Origin of the sequence: Sneathiella sp., assembly GCF_002694385.1 — a bacterium.
Lineage (GTDB): Bacteria > Pseudomonadota > Alphaproteobacteria > Sneathiellales > Sneathiellaceae > Sneathiella.
Map to the genome: position 1 here is coordinate 111,143 of NZ_NZMB01000022.1, position 17,921 is coordinate 129,063.

A 17,921-nucleotide genomic window follows, 5' to 3' on the forward strand; every position below is an offset into this window, starting at 1 on the left:
NTCCATATTCACGCCATTCAGCGTCCGCTTGTACACCTGCATNTCNTANTCNCCTGCGTCACTNATNGCCANGATNTANACNGTCAGNGTCTGCTTCGAAAGTNNCGCCCAGGAAATNGGGTCACCCGCAAAAACATCGCNNGNNNCNGCCGCACGCCAGAANTTGGATCGNCCCTCTTCCCCGGTAAACAGCAATGTCGTCTCTTTCAANGTTTCNTCNGGATTANCAGGGGTTCCTTTCTGTCGCAGCAACGTCCGCCAGGTGATTTCGAAATCCCCTCCGTCTTTTGGCGTAATACGCACATCGATATCCCGGCTGGTNATGGGAAAGTTGACACTTGNGTCGCTTTCCGAGACGGCATTGCCGCGCCAGTTCCCCTTGAATGCGGTGATTTTCAGATCCTCCGCCATCGTATCCACAGGGCCNATCAANAGANCCGCCAGAATGNCGATCATAAAACTTTTAATGCTGCGCAAATTAACCCCCTGATGCAGTAGAAAACCCGTNATTCCACAAGCTTATGGAAAATCGCAATCCATGATAACGACTATATAGCAGCGCCGGAACAAGAAAAAGGCCGCAATANTNATGCGGCCTTTTNCCACTTCCTGTCAGCAACGAGTTCAGCTTTCGTCGACGACAATCTTGCCATTCGTAATATCCGAGGCGCCGAGCGACGCATTCTCCACGACAATCGAGAAGCCGGAAACCTGCGTGTCTGAGCCATCCGTCACGGTAATGGTCGTGTTTCCGCCGCCTTCGGAAAAGACGACATGATCCGCCCGGTCCGCCGGAGCAACGCCCAGATCATCGAACAGCGCTGTCAGATCAATAACATCCGCATCGCCATTGGCGCCGAAATCCTGAATGACGTCATTGCCATCCGTATTCGCGTTCATATAGACGAAACGGTCATCGCCATCGCCGCCGAACAGGGTGTCATCCCCGCCCATACCGGCGATATAATCATTTCCGCCGCTGCCGGTAATGGCTTCGGATGCGCCGGTACCGATATAAGTATCATCCGGCGTGATTGTAATACTCAGAACCGCCGAGCTGGTCGAACCGTCATCATCGCTGATGGTATAGCCAAACTCTTCAGTCTCGAAATTCGCCACATCCGTATTGGCGATATAGCTGTAATCGCCCGTTTCAAAGTTCATTTCCAGAATGCCGAAGTCCGTCTCCAGCGTCAGAATATTACCATTGACGGTCACGTTAGATTCCGCTCCGTCGGAAAGGTCATATTCGATCCCTTTATAGGTAATGGAGGTGATCGGTATGATCGCCTGCGGATCTGTCCCCCACACATCATTCGCCAGAACATTGCCCGAAACACTATTCGCATCCGGTGTCAGGCTTCCCTCAAGGTCGGCCGGGCTATCGACATAAAGATAGGGATCGCCCGGGTCGGGATCGTTGTTGTTGTCGTCCGGCGTATTATCGATCTGGCCGAGATGCGTGCTGTTCTGCGCATCGGTACCGATCCCAACGGCATAAACTTTGGCGTCATTCAAATCATTCGTCACCCAGTTGTTGAAATCATCAATACCGCCCTGGGTGTTGCCTTGTGTCGGCACGCCATCGGAAATGAAATAGATTTCCTGATCAAAGCCCGGCTCGAACTCTACCGTGCGGGTGAGGTCGAGCGCTGCTTTATAGTTGGTGCCGCCGCCTTCCAGGGTATCGAGCGTATCCAGCGCCTCCAGAACTGAATCCAAAGTGTAGAAAGTGCCATCGCCAATAAATCGCGCCGCTGAATCAAAATCGATCAGGGTGATTACCGTCCCGGTCGGGTTGCGCTCAAACAGGGTTGTCGCCAGATTCTTAAGCGCCTCCTCCATCAGGGCGATATCCTCCTGGCTGAGGCTGGCAGAGGTATCAATGACAAAAACCGCATGAGTATCCGCCGGCTCGGCAATCAAAACCGGGCCGTCATCCACTGCAGTCGGACCATCATCAACCGGGATCGTCACATCATTGACAGTGACATCAATGGTGAAGCTGGTGCTGGCGCTGTTATCGGCCTCTGTCACTTCGCCGCCACCCGCAACTGTCGCCCCCTCCGTTGCCGTTGTCGTTACGGTCAGGGTGAAGTCGCTGTCATCATCCGTGGCGGATGTTACTGTGAGGTTGGCAAGATCCCAGCCGGTAATATCCACGTCGTTGCCATCGCCGATAAAGCTGTTGACCCCGTCGGAAAGTGTCGCGCCGGACGGCAGGCCGCTGATCGAGATACCAAGGGTTTCCGAGCCGTCCGCATCCTGCAAGGTCGCCGCGATGTCCGGCAGGTCAATCGCTGTATTCTCATCGCCGCTGACAGCGGCATTGCCTGCGCCTCCGTTCAACGTCAGCGTGGGCAGATCTGCAACTGCGTCAATGACAACATTGATTGTACCCGCACTTCCTGCGGCCGGGGTTGCCGGCCCGTCCTGCGAATAGGGTGTAACGGTGATCGTGAAATCCTCATCGCTATCTTCGGGCAGGCCCGTGATCGCAAGAGACGCAAGGTCCGCCCGCTCTACGCGCCAGCCATCAGCATCGGCGCTTCCGACTGAGAAAGTAATACCCGCCGGATACCCGCTCAGAATGACCCAGCCATCTTCGGTTCCGCCTTCGCCCGTCGTCAGATTGATGGTGAGCGGAATATCGCCAGTCGGGGGCGCGCCCACCGCATCGATCTGGTCTGCGGCAACGCCCAGATCTTCCTTGCCCGCCGCGTCGGACACGGTAACACTCGGCGTATCCGAAACCGGATCAACGATGATATCAATCGTGAGGGTCGAGGTCGCGCTGTTATTATCGTCCGTGATTTCGCCGCCGCCCGCAACCGTCGCGGCCTCCGTCGAGGTCGCCGTCACTGTCAGCGTAAAATCCGTATCATCATCGGCGGGCGGCGTGATGGTGAGAGTAGAAAGATCCCAGTCACTGATATCCACATCCGTGCCATCACCATTGAACAGATTGACGCCATCGGTCAGAATTGCGCCCGCCGGAACACCGCTCAGCATCACTGTCAATGCCTCCGAACCATCTGTATCTGTCGCACCGACAGTGATTGGCGGAATTGTGATCGGCGTATCTTCCAGTCCGCTGGCATCGCCACCGCTGATCGTCGGCAGATCGGCAACCGCATCAATAACGGCTGTTTCCGTTGTCGTCGTCGAACCGGTATCGCCGTCTCCGTTGGCAAAATTGGTTACAACGGTCAGGGATATATCGCCGTCGCTGTCAGCAGGTGGCAAGACATACATCGGGGGCAGGCTGCCACCAGGGGCCGCAACCGTCGTACTCCCCCCCGTCACATCCACTTCATTGCCGGGCGCTGTCCCGCCAACAAAGAAGCGCGTGCCCGGGGGAAACCCGGAAATTTCAATATCCGTGACCTGCTCGTCATTCTCGGGGGTAAAATTGACGGTCATCTGCATCGGACGGACCGTCGTGTCACCGGTATTCTGCGCAGGCTGCCAATCTTCAAAGCCACCGGCGCGCATACCGGCCGCACCCATATCCGTCACATAGGAAACTGTCGTGCTGCCGCCCGGCGGCGTCGGGTCGGGATCCGGGTCAGGTCCCGGCGGAAAAGGCGCACCAAAGCCCGGCGCCGTTTGATTTACACCGATAATCTCTTCGACCTGATCCCGCGAAAACGCAAGGTCGGTCGGCGGCAGCAAACCATTAATTCCAAGCGGATCGCCGATGCCTCCCTCTTGATAGCTGCGAAAACTGGCGCCGCCACCGTCGCTGATTTCATTGCCCGCTTCCGGTTCAATATCGCTCAGCGCATAACCCTGCACCAGCGGCGTAATTTCACCGATCTCGACAATATCGCCATTTTCAAGTTCAATTTTTGGCGGATTTTCCGTCTGCGCCAGTGTCAAAAAATCCTGCAACAGGATTGGTTCGCCGCCATCGGCCGGGATAACCAGAAGATTTCCTGCTTCCTGGACAAACTGAACGCCATCAAGGGACTCAACCGGCAGCCTGATTGTTTTTCCGGGAGTAACCTCAACAATAATTTCTGCATTGGCCGCCTTTTCCGCGCCCATGACTTTGTTACCGTTTGACGTCGCCATTTTTGCCATACTCCACTGAAATTACTATTACTGCGGCCCGGCCTTCGCACCTAACCCGCAAAAAAATAGCCAAATTCAATTATTTTGTCTGTAAAATTATCCAATTTAAATGAACAGTACTTGCGCGCGCCCTGCCTCACATCCCCTAAACGGGGTATAATCTGAAAAAATTAGTAAAATTTTAAATATTTTCCCATGCCCCCGATCACCTGAATGCAGGATACCGCCCATGATGAAAGGTTGAGTGATATCCATGAGGGGCAGATTTCTATTCCCCCAGCATCACACAACAATTCGTCAACGGGCGATCAACGCAGTTTTCGCCAGAATGGCTGCCATCACCGCGATGCCGGCCGAAACACTGGCGATAAAGTACACGGACAGACCTTGATCAAGCGCCAGACCCATAAAAACAGGTCCCAATGCCGATCCGAATACCGTGGCCACCTCGACGACGGAGCGGATACTTCCCAAATGCCGGGTACCATAGATTTCAGCCCAGAGAGTAGAGAGAACCGGGCCAACCGCGCCAGACCCAAACCCGAGACAAAACATAATGACCCCGGCAAATGTCACTGACGGGACATAGGCGAAAAGCATAATGCCAATAGCCATGGGCATCAGAATGAAAGGGGCGAGCCGCCTTGCCCCCACCATATCCACAAGAAAACCGAGGCTGACGCTACCCGCAATATGTGCCAGAGCAAAGGCTGAAAAAGAAAGCGCCCACACGTCAAAATTCCAGCCTTTGGTTTCCACCAGATAGACCTGATGAAAGAAAAACCCGGTAATCACAGCCGCCGGAATCATGATCGACGGCGCCAATAAATATAACCTGACATCGCGCAGAACTTCCCGCCGCGTCCAGTGTTTTATATCATTTATTTCGATATCGTCCGCTTCTACCCGCCCCTCTTCCTGCCTTGAGGACGCACGAACAAGAAACGGGATAGCGGGCAACAGGGTAATGGCCAGCAGCACTGCCATTCCAGGCCAGATAAACCGCCAATCAACAAACCCGAGCGCCACAGCAATAAGAGGCGGATAGACCGCCAGCCCCAACGGAATACCCAGCGCCGCAATCGCAACGGCCCTGCCCCGCTCGGCTTCATAACGCCGCGCCATGGAAGTAAGCGCAATATGCGTCATCATTCCCTGCCCCAGAAATCTGATGGCAATGATCCCGAAAAAAAGCGAAATCGGCCCCTCTACAAACCCGAACGCCAGCAGCGCGGCCACCATCATCAGGCCGATCTTCATTGTGATACTTTTGAGAGGCAAATAATCAACAAGCGGCCCTGCTTTCCAGAGGAGCGCGGCGCACACCAGTGTGGCGAGCGTGTAGATCAGGCCAAATTCACTGTTTGTCAGAAGGAATGCCGCGCGTATTTCGCCGCCAATAACCGAGATCACATAGGTCTGGCCGGGCCCGGACCAGAAGGCGAGTAGAAAGCCAAACAGCAGAAACCGCCATTCCTGACGGACAAACAACAGGGTTCCCTGAAAATGCAACATGATACTAACCAGCAGATAAAAACGCTGGCCATTGCGTCATATGTATTTCCCCGAGTCAAGTTGGCCCCGGCGAATATCCATCAGGCGATAAAGCTTTTTTCAATCCGGTCCAGCGTTTCCATGGCGGGCAGGCACTGTGCGACGGAAGAGTTCGGTTCACGCCCGTCGCGAATGGCCGCAAAAAATTCGCGGTCAATCAGCTCAATGCCATTGCTGGACACGGCAACACCGGAAAGATCGATCGGGTTGTCATAACCATCGACAAGATCGTCATAGCGAGCGATATAGGTTCCGTTATCGCAAATATAGCGGAAAAAGGTGCCGAGCGGCCCGTCATTATTGAAAGAAAGCGACAGGGTACAGAGCGCGCCACCCGGGGATTTCATGCCGATGCTCATGTCAAGTGCAATGCCAAGCTCCGGATGGATCGGGCCTTCCAGCCCGTAAACCTGCGTGGCTGCGGCTCCTGTCTGATACTGAAACAGATCCACAGTATGGCAGGCATGATGCCACAGCAGATGGTCGGTCCAGCTCCGTGGCTTACCAAGCGCATTCGTATTGGTGCGCCGGAAAAAGTAGGTCTGCACATCAAGCTGTTGCAGATTGAGTTCTCCGGCTTTGATCCGGTTGTGAATCCATTGGTGGCTGGGGTTGAAGCGGCGGACATGCCCGGCCATGGCAATCAGCCCTGTCTGCTTCTGCACATCGACCAGGCGCTGCGAATCCGCAAGATTATCCGCCATCGGGATCTCAACAAGCACATGTTTGCCTGCTTCCAGTGACTGGATGGCCTGCGCGGCATGCATCTGCGTCGGGGTGGAAAGAATGACGCAATCCACATCCTGACGGGATAGGCTTTCCGACAGATCAAGCGTCCAGTGCCCGATACCACGCGCCTCTGCCGCCGCTTTGGTGCTATCCGCTTCCCGCCCGACGATGGAGGTCACTTCAACCCCCTCTATTTTGGCGATAGCATCCAGATGTTTTTGACCGAAGGCGCCCGCCGCGCCTGCCACACAAACCCGCATTTCACCTCTCCTGTTCTTTGCTTGTCGCGTTGATCCGGGCGAGCAATGCATCAGCCCGGCTTTGATAGTTATCGTCGCCCGCCTGCAGTTGTAGATTACCGATCAGCTGCTGCCATTCGACTGTCGCTGCGGACATGCCGTTCGGCAAGCCCAACTCCTCGACAGTCAGGGCCACCTCTTTCATCTCCTCCGCCCGCCGGCGGCCATGTCTCATCATGCGTTCGAAATTATAGGCGGCGCGAAACGGAAAATCGAACCCCGGATAGGTGACATCGAGGGAGGCAAGCACCGTCTCGTCAACGCCCGCCCTGCGACCGGCAAGAACGCATTCGGCGAACAGCGCCTCCATCCCTTTCATCATGATACTGCGGATCATCTTGACAGAAGACGCGCCGCCCACATCCCCTTCATAAATTTGCGCGCTCATGCCAAGCTGGTTAAACACCTCAAGGGCCGCCGCCACATGCGGGCCGGAAATCAGCAAGGGAGTCTCATGCATTTTCGGATAGACCGGCGCCATCACGGCAACATCCACATAACGCCCACCTGCCGCCTCAATCCTGACAGCCGACCGGCGTTTCGTTCCCGGCGCACAGGAATTGCAATCCAGATAAAGGCTGCCCCGCTCCAGATGCATCGAGACCGCCTTCGCTGCGGCGGCGGCCTGATCCGCCGTGACGAGGGAAAAGATGATATCCGCCGCCTTCAGGGCCGCCTGCAAACTCTTCGTGCCGTCTACTGCAAGAGAGGCATAGTCATCCAGCTTTGACTGCCTGACTACCGGATCGTCATGTGCGGTTTTTAGGTCATATGCAGTTATCTGCATTGCCGCCGGGGGATTGCCTGCCTTGCGCCAGCCTCGAACGAAAGCCATGGCGGCCTCACCAAATCCGACAAAAGCAATGTTTCCGGGCTGTGTCATTCTCTCCTGCCTGTAGCTGTATCACCCCAACCTTACCTAACCGTCTGTGCGGGGGGCGGGAAATTAAAAAACCCCGTCTGCTTATTCAAATATTGAATAAGACGCCTTCCCTAAAGTACTTACATCAGGCTCCGGCCTGCAACACGCAACGCCTCCAGAAATTCAAGCTGCGTTGCCGTCGGATGCCAGTCCCGCCGTGTTGTCAGGCCAATGGGCCGCCGCGTATCGCCAAGATCGAATGGCAGGGGCACAAGCAGGCCCATCTCCTGTTCATGACGTGTTTGATGGCTGGAGATAAGCGTGATCCGGTCACTATCCATCAGCAATCTGCGGATCAGGACAAGCGAACTTGCCTCAACAATGCTTTTCGGGCGAGCGGAATGCCTGTTCGTAAAAAGCCCTTCAAATATAGTCCGGGTGGGGGAGCCCTCCCGCGGCGTGATCCAAGGATAGCGTGTTAAATCCTCCATGCTGACCTTCTCCTTCCGGGTCAACGGATGGTCGGCCCGGACAATAAGCGCCAGCTCATCATCGAATATGGCCTCCTCCTGCACATCATCGATTGGAGGCGGGTTACGCAAAGCTCCGATAAGGATGTCAATCTCGCTATAGCGAAGGCCATGCAGAAGATCTTCATAACGCCCGTCAATCACACTGATTTCCACATTCGGGCGCAAGCGGGTAATATGGGTAATGGCGGAGGGAAGAATGTAAGTGCGCGCAAGCGGCATTGTCCCGATAACGATCCGGCTGCTGTCAACGCCTTTATATGACCTGATTTCCATCTGCCCCTGCTGCAGTTCAGCAAAGGCAAGCTGGGCATAGCGGGCCCAGATTTCGGCGCCGGGCGTCAATTCAATCCCCTGCCCTGTCTTGCGAAAAAGCATGAGTGTCGACAATCGTTCCAGATCCCGCGCGGCCCGGTAAAGAGATGGTTGAGAGATTCCGACAAGGCGCGCCGCAAGACTGAAATTTCCCGTTTTTGCAATGGCAATCAAGGCCCGAAGCTGCACACCGGAGACAAGCTGATCCAGATTTGCAAAGCTCCTGCCATTCCTGACCTGCGCCATTTTGCGCGCTTCATCAATCCCGGTCCGGATAAATTCCTGCGCCCGTTCAACCCGTGTCAGATAAAGCTGCCCCGCATCCGTGATAAAAACGCCATCTGTTCGCCGGGTAAAGAGCTCTACATCCAGAGACTGCTCCAACTTGGCAATCGCCTGCGTGATCGCAGGTTGAGAAAGGAACACCTCCTCCGATGCGCGGCTGATGCTCTGATGCGCCGCGACGACACAAAAGGCGCGCAAATGCCGCAGATTGGGAGCCATATTGATCATAAAAACACATTACTTCTTGCTGAAAACTTTCTGGACTATAGAAAAAAGTTATATCACAAATGTCAATTTGAAATAGCAAAATCAGCGGTGACGGAACATGGTAAAATTGGGAATTAGTCGATTTCAACAGGCTATCCGGCAGCGAGGAGTCCTGAATGTCTGATCAAAAAACCGCCCTTGTCATCAGCGCCCATGCCGCCGATTTTGTCTGGCGCTGCGCCGGGGCCATCGCCCTGCATGAGGAAAAAGGCTATGACGTGACGATTGCCTGCCTCTCATTCGGGGAGCGTGGGGAAAGCGCCAAACTCTGGAAGCAGGAAGGCGGTATGACGCTTGAAGCAGTAAAAAAGGCCCGCCGGATTGAGGCGGAAAATGCTGCAAAAGCGCTTGATGCACATGACATCGTGTTTTTCGATCTCGGGGATTACCCGTTGGAAGTAACCCGCGATGACAAGTTTAAACTGGTCGATCTGATCCGCAAGGTACAGCCAAACTTCATGCTGAGCCATTCGCAGTATGATCCTTACAATACGGATCACAGCTTCGCCACCACGCTGGCCATGGAATGCCGGATGATCGCGCAGGCCTGGGGCCATAATCCGGGGCAGAAGGTTTTAGGAGCGCCGCAGCTTTACCTGTTCGAGCCACACCAAACGGAGCAGATGGGATGGAAGCCGGATGTTTTTCTGGATATCACTTCGGTCTGGGATAAAAAGCGCGCCGCCATCGAATGCATGCAGGGGCAGGAGCATCTGTGGGATTACTACACCAATGTTGCGGAAAACCGGGGCAATCATTTCCGTCGCAATTCCGGCGGGCAGGCCGGCGGTCGCCCGGCGCGCTATGCGGAAGGGTTCCAGTCCATCTATCCGCGCACCGTGGATGAACTCTGATGGGTATCGTTGTCCAGAATATCGAGCGGGCGGATGCCACGATTATAAAACGTCTTGCGGCCTGCGGCGTAGCTACCGTTCATGAGGCGCAGGGGCGCAAGGGCCTACTCGCGGCCTACATGCGGCCGATTTATTCTGGCGCATCAGTTGCCGCTTCTGCCGTTACCATCTCCGCTCCGCCTGCTGACAACTGGATGGTCCATGTCGCAATCGAGCAGGTGAAACCCGGCGACATTCTCGTTCTTGCGCCGACATCCCCCTCCGACGCCGGTTATTTCGGCGATCTGCTGGCCACTTCCATGCAGGCGCGTGGCGGTGTCGGTCTGGTGATTGATGCGGGCGTGCGTGATATCCGCAATCTGACCGCGATGAAATTTCCCGTCTGGTCAAAAGCCATATCTGCACAGGGAACCGTGAAGGAAACTCTCGGTTCGGTCAATATCCCCGTCGTCTGCGCCGGCGAACTTGTCAATCCCGGTGACGTGATCGTCGCGGATGATGACGGGGTCTGCGTCGTCCGCCGAGAGGAAGCGGCCGACATCGCCGATAAGGCGGAAGCGCGTCTCAAGAATGAAGAGGAAAAGCGTAAACGGCTTGCCGCCGGAGAGCTTGGCCTCGACATGTACAAAATGCGGGAGCGTCTCAAGGAAAAGGGCCTCAAATATGTCTAGCGCGCCCTGCATGTGGATGCGGGGCGGCACCTCGAAAGGTGGATATTTCCTGGAAAGTGACCTGCCCCCGGACAAGGCGACGCGGGACGCCTTTCTGTTGCAGGTCATGGGTTCACCCGATCCGCGACAGATCGACGGCATGGGCGGCGCCGATCCGCTCACCTCCAAAGTTGCAGTGATCCGCCCCTCGGCCCGCGAGGGTGTTGATGTGGATTACCTTTTTCTTCAGGTCGTCGTCGATCAGGCCATTGTCTCGGATTCGCAAAATTGCGGCAATATCCTGGCCGGTATTGGGCCCTTCGCAATCGAGCGCGGCCTGGTTCCCATCAAGGGAGAGGAGACCGACGTAACGATCTATATGGAGAATACAGGCCAGACCGCCATTGCCCGTGTCCCGACACCGAACGGAGCCGTATCCTATAGAGGTGAGGCAACGATAGACGGCGTTCCGGGGGCCGCCGCGCCCATCCCGATTACCTTTACGGAAACCGCTGGCTCCACCTGCGGCGCGCTTCTGCCAACCGGAAACGCTTGCGATGTGATTGATGGCGTTGAGGTAACAATGATCGATAACGGGATGCCTTCAGTGATCATGCGCGCCACGGATATGGGGATTACGGGCCGTGAAACACGCGAAGAGCTGGAGGCGAATGAGCCCTTAAAAAAGCGCCTGGAATCCATCCGCCTGCAAGCCGGGCCAATGATGAATCTGGGCGATGTCACGAACAAGACAGTGCCCAAAATGTGCATGGTAAGCGGCCCGATGAACGGTGGCGCCATTTCCACCCGGACCTTTATCCCACATCGTTGCCACGCCTCCATCGGCGTGCTGGGCGCGGTGACGGTGGCGACCGCTGCCGCACTTGAAGGCTCCCCCGCCTCGGACCTCGCCGTCATTCCCGAAGGTCGTCAAAAATCCCTGCAAATCGAACATCCGATTGGGGAGACAACCGTCGTCCTCGACATGAATGACAAGGGAGAGGTGATGAGTGCCGCCATCCTGCGGACGGCCCGCAAACTTTTTGACGGCGTGGTTTTCGGCCGATAAAGAACGAGAGAATACAATGGATCCTGATTACCTTCCCTTTCACCCGAACCCGTCAAAGCCTAAGTTCAAGGCGCCAGCCGGCGCGGTCGATGCCCATTGCCATGTTTTTGGCCCTGCCGACATGTTTCCTTATGCGCCGGAACGAAAATACACTCCTTGCGATGCCCCAAAAGAGAAGCTATTCGCCCTCCGTGACTATCTCGGTTTTTCGCGTAATGTCATTGTTCAGGCCTCCTGCCATGGCCGGAATAATGACGCGCTTGTCGATGCGCTGAAATCATCGCATGGCCTCGCGCGCGGCGTTGCGGTGGTCGGGGCTGACGTCACGGACGAGGCGCTTGCCGCAATGGATGCGGCCGGAGTGCGCGCCGTGCGCTTTAATTTTGTGAAAAGGCTGGTAGATGCCACCCCCAAGGAAATATTCCTTGGAATTTCCGAACGTATCGCCAAACTCGGCTGGCATATCGTTGTTTATTTTGAAGCGCCGGACCTTGAAGACCTCACACCTTTTCTAAAACAGCTTCCGACAACCGTTGTGGTGGATCATATGGGGCGGCCGGATGTCACAAAGGGCGTCGATCATCCCGATTTCCAACGGTTCCTCAGCCTGCTGTCAGAGAATGAAAATATATGGACCAAGGTCAGTTGCCCGGAACGCCTGACGGTGGCGGGCCCACCCTATGACGATGTGATTGCCTTTGGCCGGACGCTGGTGGAACACTTTCCGGACCGTGTCCTCTGGGGCACCGACTGGCCGCATCCGAATATGAAATCCCATGTCCCGGATGAAGGCATTCTGGTGGATGTCATTCCCCGCATCGCAGTAACCGCGGCGGCACAACAGAAATTACTCATCGATAACCCGATGCGGCTATACTGGCCGGAAGAACAGATTTCATAAAGGGAGGGATATCCGATGCAAAGCCTGAAAGGCAGGAAACCCATACCGGGAACCATCATTTTCGATGGCCATCAGGCTGTCAAAGGCTATCAGCTGAACAAGATGTGCTTCTCTTTTAATGAGGCTGCGAACAGGGAAGCCTTCTTGCAGGACGAAGAAGCCTATTGCAAACGCTATGGGCTGACAGATGATCAGCGGGCAGCGGTCAGGGAGCGTGACGTCCTGAAGCTTCTCAATCTTGGCGGAAATATTTATTACCTCGCCAAGCTGACCGGTATTTTTGGCCTGAACATGCAAGATATTGGCGCACAACAGGCTGGTGTGACTCTGGAAGAATTCCGCGCGAAGCTGCTGGCCGCCGGGGAGAAATGACATGGCAAGATTAATTGGCGGGGTGGGCAGCTCCCATGTTCCCGCCATCGGCAATGCGATCGAGCAAAAACTTCAGGGCGAGCCCTACTGGAAGCCTTTTTTCAAAGGGTATGAACCGGTCTGGCAATGGATGGAGGAGAAAAAACCAGATGTTGCAATCCTCGTCTATAATGATCACGGGCTCAATTTCTTTCTCGACGCCATGCCGACGTTCGCCATTGGCGCCGCCGCCGAATATCAGAATGCTGATGAGGGATGGGGGCTTAAACCACTTGATCCCTTCAAGGGCGACCCTGACTTCTCCTGGCACCTGATCGACAGCCTTGTGCATGATGAATTTGACATCACCATGTGCCAGGAAATGCAGGTCGATCACGGCTTTACCGTGCCGATGTCCCTGATGTGGCCGCAACAGGCGCTCCGCGATCAGGTGAAAGTCATCCCGCTCTGTGTCAATGTTGTGCAATACCCCTTCCCCACCGCAAGACGCTGCCTGCGTCTTGGAGAGGCGATCGGTCGCGCCGTTGCAAGTTATGAGGAAGATCTGGATGTGGTGATCCTTGGTACCGGCGGGCTGTCGCATCAGCTGGATGGGGAACGAGCCGGGCATATCAACAGAGAATTTGACATGGAATTCCTGGGCCGCCTGAAAGATGATCCGGAATGGCTGTTGCAATTCACCAACTACGAGCTGGCCGAAAAGGTCGGTTCGCAGGGTGTGGAAATGATCATGTGGCTGATCATGCGCGGCGCGCTGGGTGACAACATCCGGGAACTTTCCCGCAATTATCATATTCCCATCTCAAATACGGCCGCCGGGGTCGTTTTGTTTGAAACCCTATTGCCCTGATCGGCCCGGAAATCGGACTGGCGCATCCGACCCATGCATGCCAAACTTCCGGACAGAGGCAAGCCAATCATGATGGGCAGGGAACAGGATGAGCGGATATATTCTCGCCCTTGATCAGGGGACGACATCAAGCCGGGCAATCGTTTTTGACAGGGAATACCGACCTGTCGCCATCGGGCAGCAGGAGTTCAGGCAGTATTTCCCCTCCTCCGGCTGGGTCGAGCATGACCCTGAGGAAATTTGGGCAACCAGCCTCTCAACTGCAAAGGAAGCCCTCAAGAAAGCGGGCATCGGCATCCGTGACATCGCCGGAATTGGAATTACAAATCAACGTGAGACAACCGTCATCTGGGACCGGGAGGGCGGCAAACCGATTTACAATGCTATTGTCTGGCAGGACCGGAGAACGGCCGGTTTTTGCAACAAGCTGAAGGAAACCGGTCTTGAAAAGCTGTTCACCAAACGGACCGGGTTACTGCTCGATCCCTATTTCTCCGGTACGAAAATAAACTGGATCCTGAATAATGTGGAGGGTGCGCGGGCAAAGGCGGAGGCCGGAAAACTTGCCTTCGGAACCATTGACAGCTTCCTCCTCTGGCGTTTGACTGGCGGCAACATACATGCAACAGACGCAACGAATGCAAGCCGGACGCTGGTCTATGATATTCATCGCGGGGAATGGTCCGATGAACTTCTGGAAATCCTCAATATTCCCAGATCCCTGCTTCCGGAAGTGCGCGATTGCGCGGCGGATTTCGGCGAGACAGCCCCCCACCTTTTCGGTGGCACCGCCCGCATTGCCGCCATTGCCGGAGATCAGCAGGCCGCGACAGTGGGGCAGGCCTGTTTGTCCCCCGGCATGATGAAATCGACCTATGGCACCGGCTGCTTCGCCCTGCTGAATACGGGCGATGAGCCGGTTATCTCCAATAACAAACTGCTGACGACAATCGCCTATCAGCTGAACGGCAAACCGGTATATGCATTGGAAGGCTCAATTTTTGTAGCAGGAGCCGCGGTGCAGTGGCTGCGCGACGGGCTTGGCATTATCGACAATGCGGCGCAATCGGGCGAGCTTGCAAAAGATGCCGACCCGGAACAGCATGTTATCATGGTGCCCGCCTTCGTTGGCATTGGCGCGCCCTATTGGGATGCTGATTGCCGGGGGGCCATCTATGGCCTGACCCGCGCGACAGGCCCGAGAGAACTCGCCCGCGCGGCCCTGGAAAGCGTCTGCTTCCAGACACGCGATCTGTTGAACGCCATGCGGGCCGATTTTAACAAAAGCTATGAAACCGTGCTGCGGGTGGATGGCGGTATGGCCACCTCCGAATGGACCATGCAGCGCCTCGCGGATTTATTGGGAGCCCCGGTCGACCGACCGGCTTCAAGCGAAACCACCGCGCTCGGCGCTGCCTATCTTGCTGGAATGCAGACGGGGTTCTATCCCCCGATTGAGGACTTTGCCAAAAGCTGGCAATGCGACAAGCGATTTACCCCCGCCCTTTCCGGCCCTGAACGGGACGGGGCCTACGCCAGTTGGCAGGACGCCGTGCGCCGGACGCTCAGCCGCGATCATGGCGAATAACAACAATGAAAGTTTCATATAGAATTTAATATTCTGGGGACGATCAGAAAACATGATCAATTCATGAAAGAGGAAATTTTGAGCGCAGATTTCGACCTGTATATTATCGGCGGCGGAATAAACGGCTGCGGCATAGCGCGTGATGCGGTCGGGCGTGGCTATACAGTCGCTCTCTGCGAAATGGGAGATATTGCCAGCGGTACATCCTCAGGCTCGACAAAGCTTATCCATGGTGGCTTGCGCTATCTTGAGCATTTCGATTTTCTGCTGGTCCGCAAGGCCCTCAAAGAGCGGGAAATTCTCTGGGCCAATGCGCCGCATATCATCTGGCCGCTCCGCTTTGTTCTGCCCCATCACAAGGGGCTGCGCCCCGCTTGGCTGCTGCGTCTTGGCCTGTTCCTATATGATCATATGGGCGGGCGACGAAAACTCCCGTCGACCACTACCCTTAATCTACGGCAGGCCTTGCCAGGAACGTCCCTTAAGGAAACCTATCGAAAAGCCTTTGAATATTCCGACTGTTGGGTGAATGATTCCCGGCTGGTGGTTCTGAACGCCATGGATGCGGCAGGGCGGGGCGCCCTGATTGAACCACGCATGAAATGTATCGGCATAGAGCAGTCAGGCAAGGTTTGGCGGATCACGCTTCAGGATATGGTCCGCCATACAACCCGGGTCCGGACGGCCCGGATGGTCATCAATGCCGCCGGACCGTGGGTCGATCAGATCATCAACATGGCGACCCATACGGCTGCTTCTCACAATATCCGTCTTGTGCAGGGCAGCCATATCGTTGTCCAGAAGCTTTATGACCATGACCGATGCTATATGTTCCAGAATGCCGATGACCGGATCGTCTTTGTCATTCCGTATGAAGGAGAATATACGCTGATTGGCACAACGGACAGGGACTATGACGGCGATCCTGGCAAGGTGAAAATCACACCAGAGGAAATTGCCTATCTCTGCCGGGCAGCGAGCGAATATCTGAAAACTCCTGTCCAGGAAAGCGATGTCATATGGGATTACGCGGCAGTGCGCCCGCTTGTCGATGACGGCGCGAGTAAAGCACAGGAGGCAACACGGGATTATCTGCTGCACTGGCATGGCGGTGAAGACGACCTGGCCTTTCTCAATATCTTCGGCGGTAAAATCACAACCTATCGCCGCCTCGCCGAAGCGGTCATGGAAAAGGCCCAGGAAAGGCTCGGGCAAAAAGGTGACACCTGGACCATTGATGCGCCGCTGCCGGGCGGCGATTTCCCGATGCAGGGATTTCAACAACTCGTGGATCGGCTGCAAGCACGCTATCCGTTCATCGCAGCCGCCCAACTGCATCGCCTTGCCCGCGCCTATGGCACACGCCTTTATGACCTCCTCGGCAATGCTGCGGCTGATGCCGATCTCGGTGAAGATTTCGGAAACGGCCTGCGCGAGATCGAGGTGCGTTACCTGATCTCTCATGAATGGGCGCGGACAGCGGAGGATATCCTCTGGCGGCGCAGCAAACTTGGGATCGGCCAGACGCCGGAGAGAGTTCAGGCGCTCGAACGCTGGATTAAGATCAATGTCCCGTTCAATCCGCCCGCGTCAGAAGCACGCCGAGCAGAATCACCACCGCCCCGATGATCTGCACCAGTGAGATGCTTTCCCCCAAGATCAGGACCGAACACAAGATTGCTATAACGGGCACGAAAAAGCTGTAAACCATCCCTTTGGTCACACCGAGGCGCAGGATACCGGCGCAGTACCAGACAAAGGCAAGGGCCGCGCCGAAGACTGTTGTTGAAGCCCAGGCCGCCCAGCCAACACCGGTGATAGCACGCCAGTCCTGCGCCATAATGCTGGGCAGGCCGATGACAGTCAGAATGCCGGCGCCGAACAGCATCGCCCAGGCCGTCACCAGCAACGGTCCGCGCCTCATGATCATCGGGCCGGAGACAATGGTATAAACTGCCCAGGCACAAGCGCCTCCCATGATCATAAGATCGCCCGTAAATGACCCGGCCCCAATGGTGAGTTCCGTCAGGCTGTTGTTAATCACGAGTACGACACCGACAAAAGCCAGTAGAATGCCAAGCCAGCCTTTCCATCCGGGTCTGTTGCCGAGCATAGCCGAAATCAACGCCCCGAATATCGGCGATGTCGAGACCAGAACAGAGGCTTTCGAGGCCGAGGTAAGGTTGAGGCCATAGGCCCAGCCGCCCTGAAACAGAGTGATGCCGAGCAAGCCGATCCAGGCAAGCATTAAGGCTTCGCGCCTTGTTATGGCAATGGGCATGTTGCGAAACCACAGCAGGGAAAACAATGCCAGCGGCGCAATCAGATAGCGGGTGGCGGAAAAGACGAAGGGGTCCATATAATCCAGCGCAATCTTCGCAAGCGGAAAATTTATGCCCCAGGCAAAGACCGCGCCGAGCAGGAACAGATCCCCCGCACCCACGCCCCTTCCCTTGTCCAATCCGCTTCCAGGCGACATTTCTGGCTTCCCGCCCTGACCACCCGCGATTTCCATATTGACGACTCCTTTCGTGAGAGGATAGGCTATAAGGGCGCTTCAGGACGATGATATTTCTGCTCATTGCGTATTTTTTACCAGTATTACGCTGATTGAACGCGAAAATCCCCGCTCAAGTTGTATGTGCCGCGTAAAAAGCGGTAATTTGTATAAAAATTATCACTTTTTGCTCTGATCTTGGTGAGTTGCTAAGTAAATATT

The 17,921-nt window shown here is 55.6% G+C and carries 14 protein-coding genes; 8 read left to right on the forward strand and 6 right to left on the reverse strand.

Features of this window, described 5'->3' with window-relative positions; translation table 11 throughout:
• Positions 1-624: 624 nt before the first annotated feature.
• The 5 genes from CMN55_RS15385 to CMN55_RS15405 form a co-directional block, all read right to left on the reverse strand.
• The gene (locus CMN55_RS15385) at positions 625-4,077 is read right to left on the reverse strand and encodes a VWA domain-containing protein (protein WP_293950892.1); all 3,453 of its coding nucleotides are present in this window, start codon (positions 4,075-4,077) and stop codon (positions 625-627) included.
• A gap of 297 nt (positions 4,078-4,374) precedes the next feature.
• The gene (locus CMN55_RS15390; RefSeq protein WP_293950894.1) at positions 4,375-5,592 is read right to left on the reverse strand and encodes an MFS transporter; all 1,218 of its coding nucleotides are present in this window, start codon (positions 5,590-5,592) and stop codon (positions 4,375-4,377) included.
• 80 nt (positions 5,593-5,672) lie between these two features.
• Positions 5,673-6,620 carry a Gfo/Idh/MocA family oxidoreductase gene (locus tag CMN55_RS15395; RefSeq protein WP_293950896.1) on the reverse strand — a complete coding sequence of 316 codons (948 nt, stop codon included), beginning with the start codon at positions 6,618-6,620 and terminating at the stop codon, positions 5,673-5,675.
• 1 nt (position 6,621) lies between these two features.
• Positions 6,622-7,542, reverse strand: coding sequence for an NAD(P)-dependent oxidoreductase (locus CMN55_RS15400; protein ID WP_293950898.1), 921 nt, complete (start codon positions 7,540-7,542; stop codon positions 6,622-6,624).
• Between the two features lie 119 nt (positions 7,543-7,661).
• Entirely contained in the window at positions 7,662-8,879 is a 1,218-nt protein-coding gene (locus CMN55_RS15405; protein WP_293950900.1) for a LysR family transcriptional regulator, read from the reverse strand.
• A 155-nt stretch (positions 8,880-9,034) separates the two neighbouring features.
• Here CMN55_RS15405 and CMN55_RS15410 point away from each other — a divergent pair, with 155 nt between their 5' ends.
• The 8 genes from CMN55_RS15410 (at position 9,035) to glpD (ending at position 16,831) form a co-directional block, all read left to right on the forward strand.
• Entirely contained in the window at positions 9,035-9,772 is a 738-nt protein-coding gene (locus tag CMN55_RS15410; RefSeq protein WP_293950902.1) for a PIG-L deacetylase family protein, read from the forward strand.
• Positions 9,772-10,443 carry a 4-carboxy-4-hydroxy-2-oxoadipate aldolase/oxaloacetate decarboxylase gene (locus CMN55_RS15415; RefSeq protein ID WP_293950904.1) on the forward strand — a complete coding sequence of 224 codons (672 nt, stop codon included), beginning with the start codon at positions 9,772-9,774 and terminating at the stop codon, positions 10,441-10,443. The genes CMN55_RS15410 and CMN55_RS15415 overlap by 1 nt, the downstream gene beginning before the upstream one ends.
• On the forward strand, positions 10,436-11,491 hold the full coding sequence (locus CMN55_RS15420; protein ID WP_293950906.1) for a 4-oxalomesaconate tautomerase: 1,056 nt from the start codon (positions 10,436-10,438) through the stop codon (positions 11,489-11,491). Before CMN55_RS15415 ends, CMN55_RS15420 begins: the two co-directional genes overlap by 8 nt.
• A gap of 16 nt (positions 11,492-11,507) precedes the next feature.
• On the forward strand, positions 11,508-12,392 hold the full coding sequence (locus CMN55_RS15425; RefSeq protein WP_293950908.1) for an amidohydrolase family protein: 885 nt from the start codon (positions 11,508-11,510) through the stop codon (positions 12,390-12,392).
• A gap of 15 nt (positions 12,393-12,407) precedes the next feature.
• Positions 12,408-12,764: a protocatechuate 4,5-dioxygenase subunit alpha gene (locus CMN55_RS15430; protein WP_293950910.1), complete on the forward strand. Its 357-nt coding sequence runs from the start codon at positions 12,408-12,410 to the stop codon at positions 12,762-12,764.
• Position 12,765: 1 nt separating this feature from the next.
• Positions 12,766-13,614 carry a class III extradiol dioxygenase family protein gene (locus tag CMN55_RS15435; protein ID WP_293950912.1) on the forward strand — a complete coding sequence of 283 codons (849 nt, stop codon included), beginning with the start codon at positions 12,766-12,768 and terminating at the stop codon, positions 13,612-13,614.
• A gap of 88 nt (positions 13,615-13,702) precedes the next feature.
• Positions 13,703-15,202: a glycerol kinase GlpK gene (gene glpK / locus CMN55_RS15440; protein ID WP_293950914.1), complete on the forward strand. Its 1,500-nt coding sequence runs from the start codon at positions 13,703-13,705 to the stop codon at positions 15,200-15,202.
• A gap of 63 nt (positions 15,203-15,265) precedes the next feature.
• On the forward strand, positions 15,266-16,831 hold the full coding sequence (gene glpD / locus CMN55_RS15445; RefSeq protein WP_293950916.1) for a glycerol-3-phosphate dehydrogenase: 1,566 nt from the start codon (positions 15,266-15,268) through the stop codon (positions 16,829-16,831).
• On the opposite strand, the gene CMN55_RS15450 is transcribed toward glpD, so the two are convergent.
• Positions 16,779-17,681, reverse strand: coding sequence for a DMT family transporter (locus tag CMN55_RS15450; protein WP_293950917.1), 903 nt, complete (start codon positions 17,679-17,681; stop codon positions 16,779-16,781). The two genes, glpD and CMN55_RS15450, sit on opposite strands and share 53 nt — an antisense overlap.
• Positions 17,682-17,921 lie beyond the last annotated feature (240 nt).

Excerpts from the sequence above, each read along its gene's own strand:
- CMN55_RS15420 (WP_293950906.1), top strand. The coding sequence starts at position 10,436 with ATGTCTAGCGCGCCCTGCATGTGGATGCGGGGCGGCACCTCGAAAGGT.
- CMN55_RS15450 (WP_293950917.1), bottom strand. The coding sequence starts at position 17,681 with ATGTCGCCTGGAAGCGGATTGGACAAGGGAAGGGGCGTGGGTGCGGGG.
- CMN55_RS15430 (WP_293950910.1), top strand. The coding sequence starts at position 12,408 with ATGCAAAGCCTGAAAGGCAGGAAACCCATACCGGGAACCATCATTTTC.
- CMN55_RS15395 (WP_293950896.1), bottom strand. The coding sequence starts at position 6,620 with ATGCGGGTTTGTGTGGCAGGCGCGGCGGGCGCCTTCGGTCAAAAACAT.
- CMN55_RS15425 (WP_293950908.1), top strand. The coding sequence starts at position 11,508 with ATGGATCCTGATTACCTTCCCTTTCACCCGAACCCGTCAAAGCCTAAG.
- glpK (WP_293950914.1), top strand. The coding sequence starts at position 13,703 with ATGAGCGGATATATTCTCGCCCTTGATCAGGGGACGACATCAAGCCGG.
- CMN55_RS15390 (WP_293950894.1), bottom strand. The coding sequence starts at position 5,592 with ATGTTGCATTTTCAGGGAACCCTGTTGTTTGTCCGTCAGGAATGGCGG.
- CMN55_RS15400 (WP_293950898.1), bottom strand. The coding sequence starts at position 7,542 with ATGACACAGCCCGGAAACATTGCTTTTGTCGGATTTGGTGAGGCCGCC.
- CMN55_RS15385 (WP_293950892.1), bottom strand. The coding sequence starts at position 4,077 with ATGGCGACGTCAAACGGTAACAAAGTCATGGGCGCGGAAAAGGCGGCC.
- CMN55_RS15410 (WP_293950902.1), top strand. The coding sequence starts at position 9,035 with ATGTCTGATCAAAAAACCGCCCTTGTCATCAGCGCCCATGCCGCCGAT.
- CMN55_RS15415 (WP_293950904.1), top strand. The coding sequence starts at position 9,772 with ATGGGTATCGTTGTCCAGAATATCGAGCGGGCGGATGCCACGATTATA.
- CMN55_RS15405 (WP_293950900.1), bottom strand. The coding sequence starts at position 8,879 with ATGATCAATATGGCTCCCAATCTGCGGCATTTGCGCGCCTTTTGTGTC.
- CMN55_RS15435 (WP_293950912.1), top strand. The coding sequence starts at position 12,766 with ATGGCAAGATTAATTGGCGGGGTGGGCAGCTCCCATGTTCCCGCCATC.
- glpD (WP_293950916.1), top strand. The coding sequence starts at position 15,266 with ATGAAAGAGGAAATTTTGAGCGCAGATTTCGACCTGTATATTATCGGC.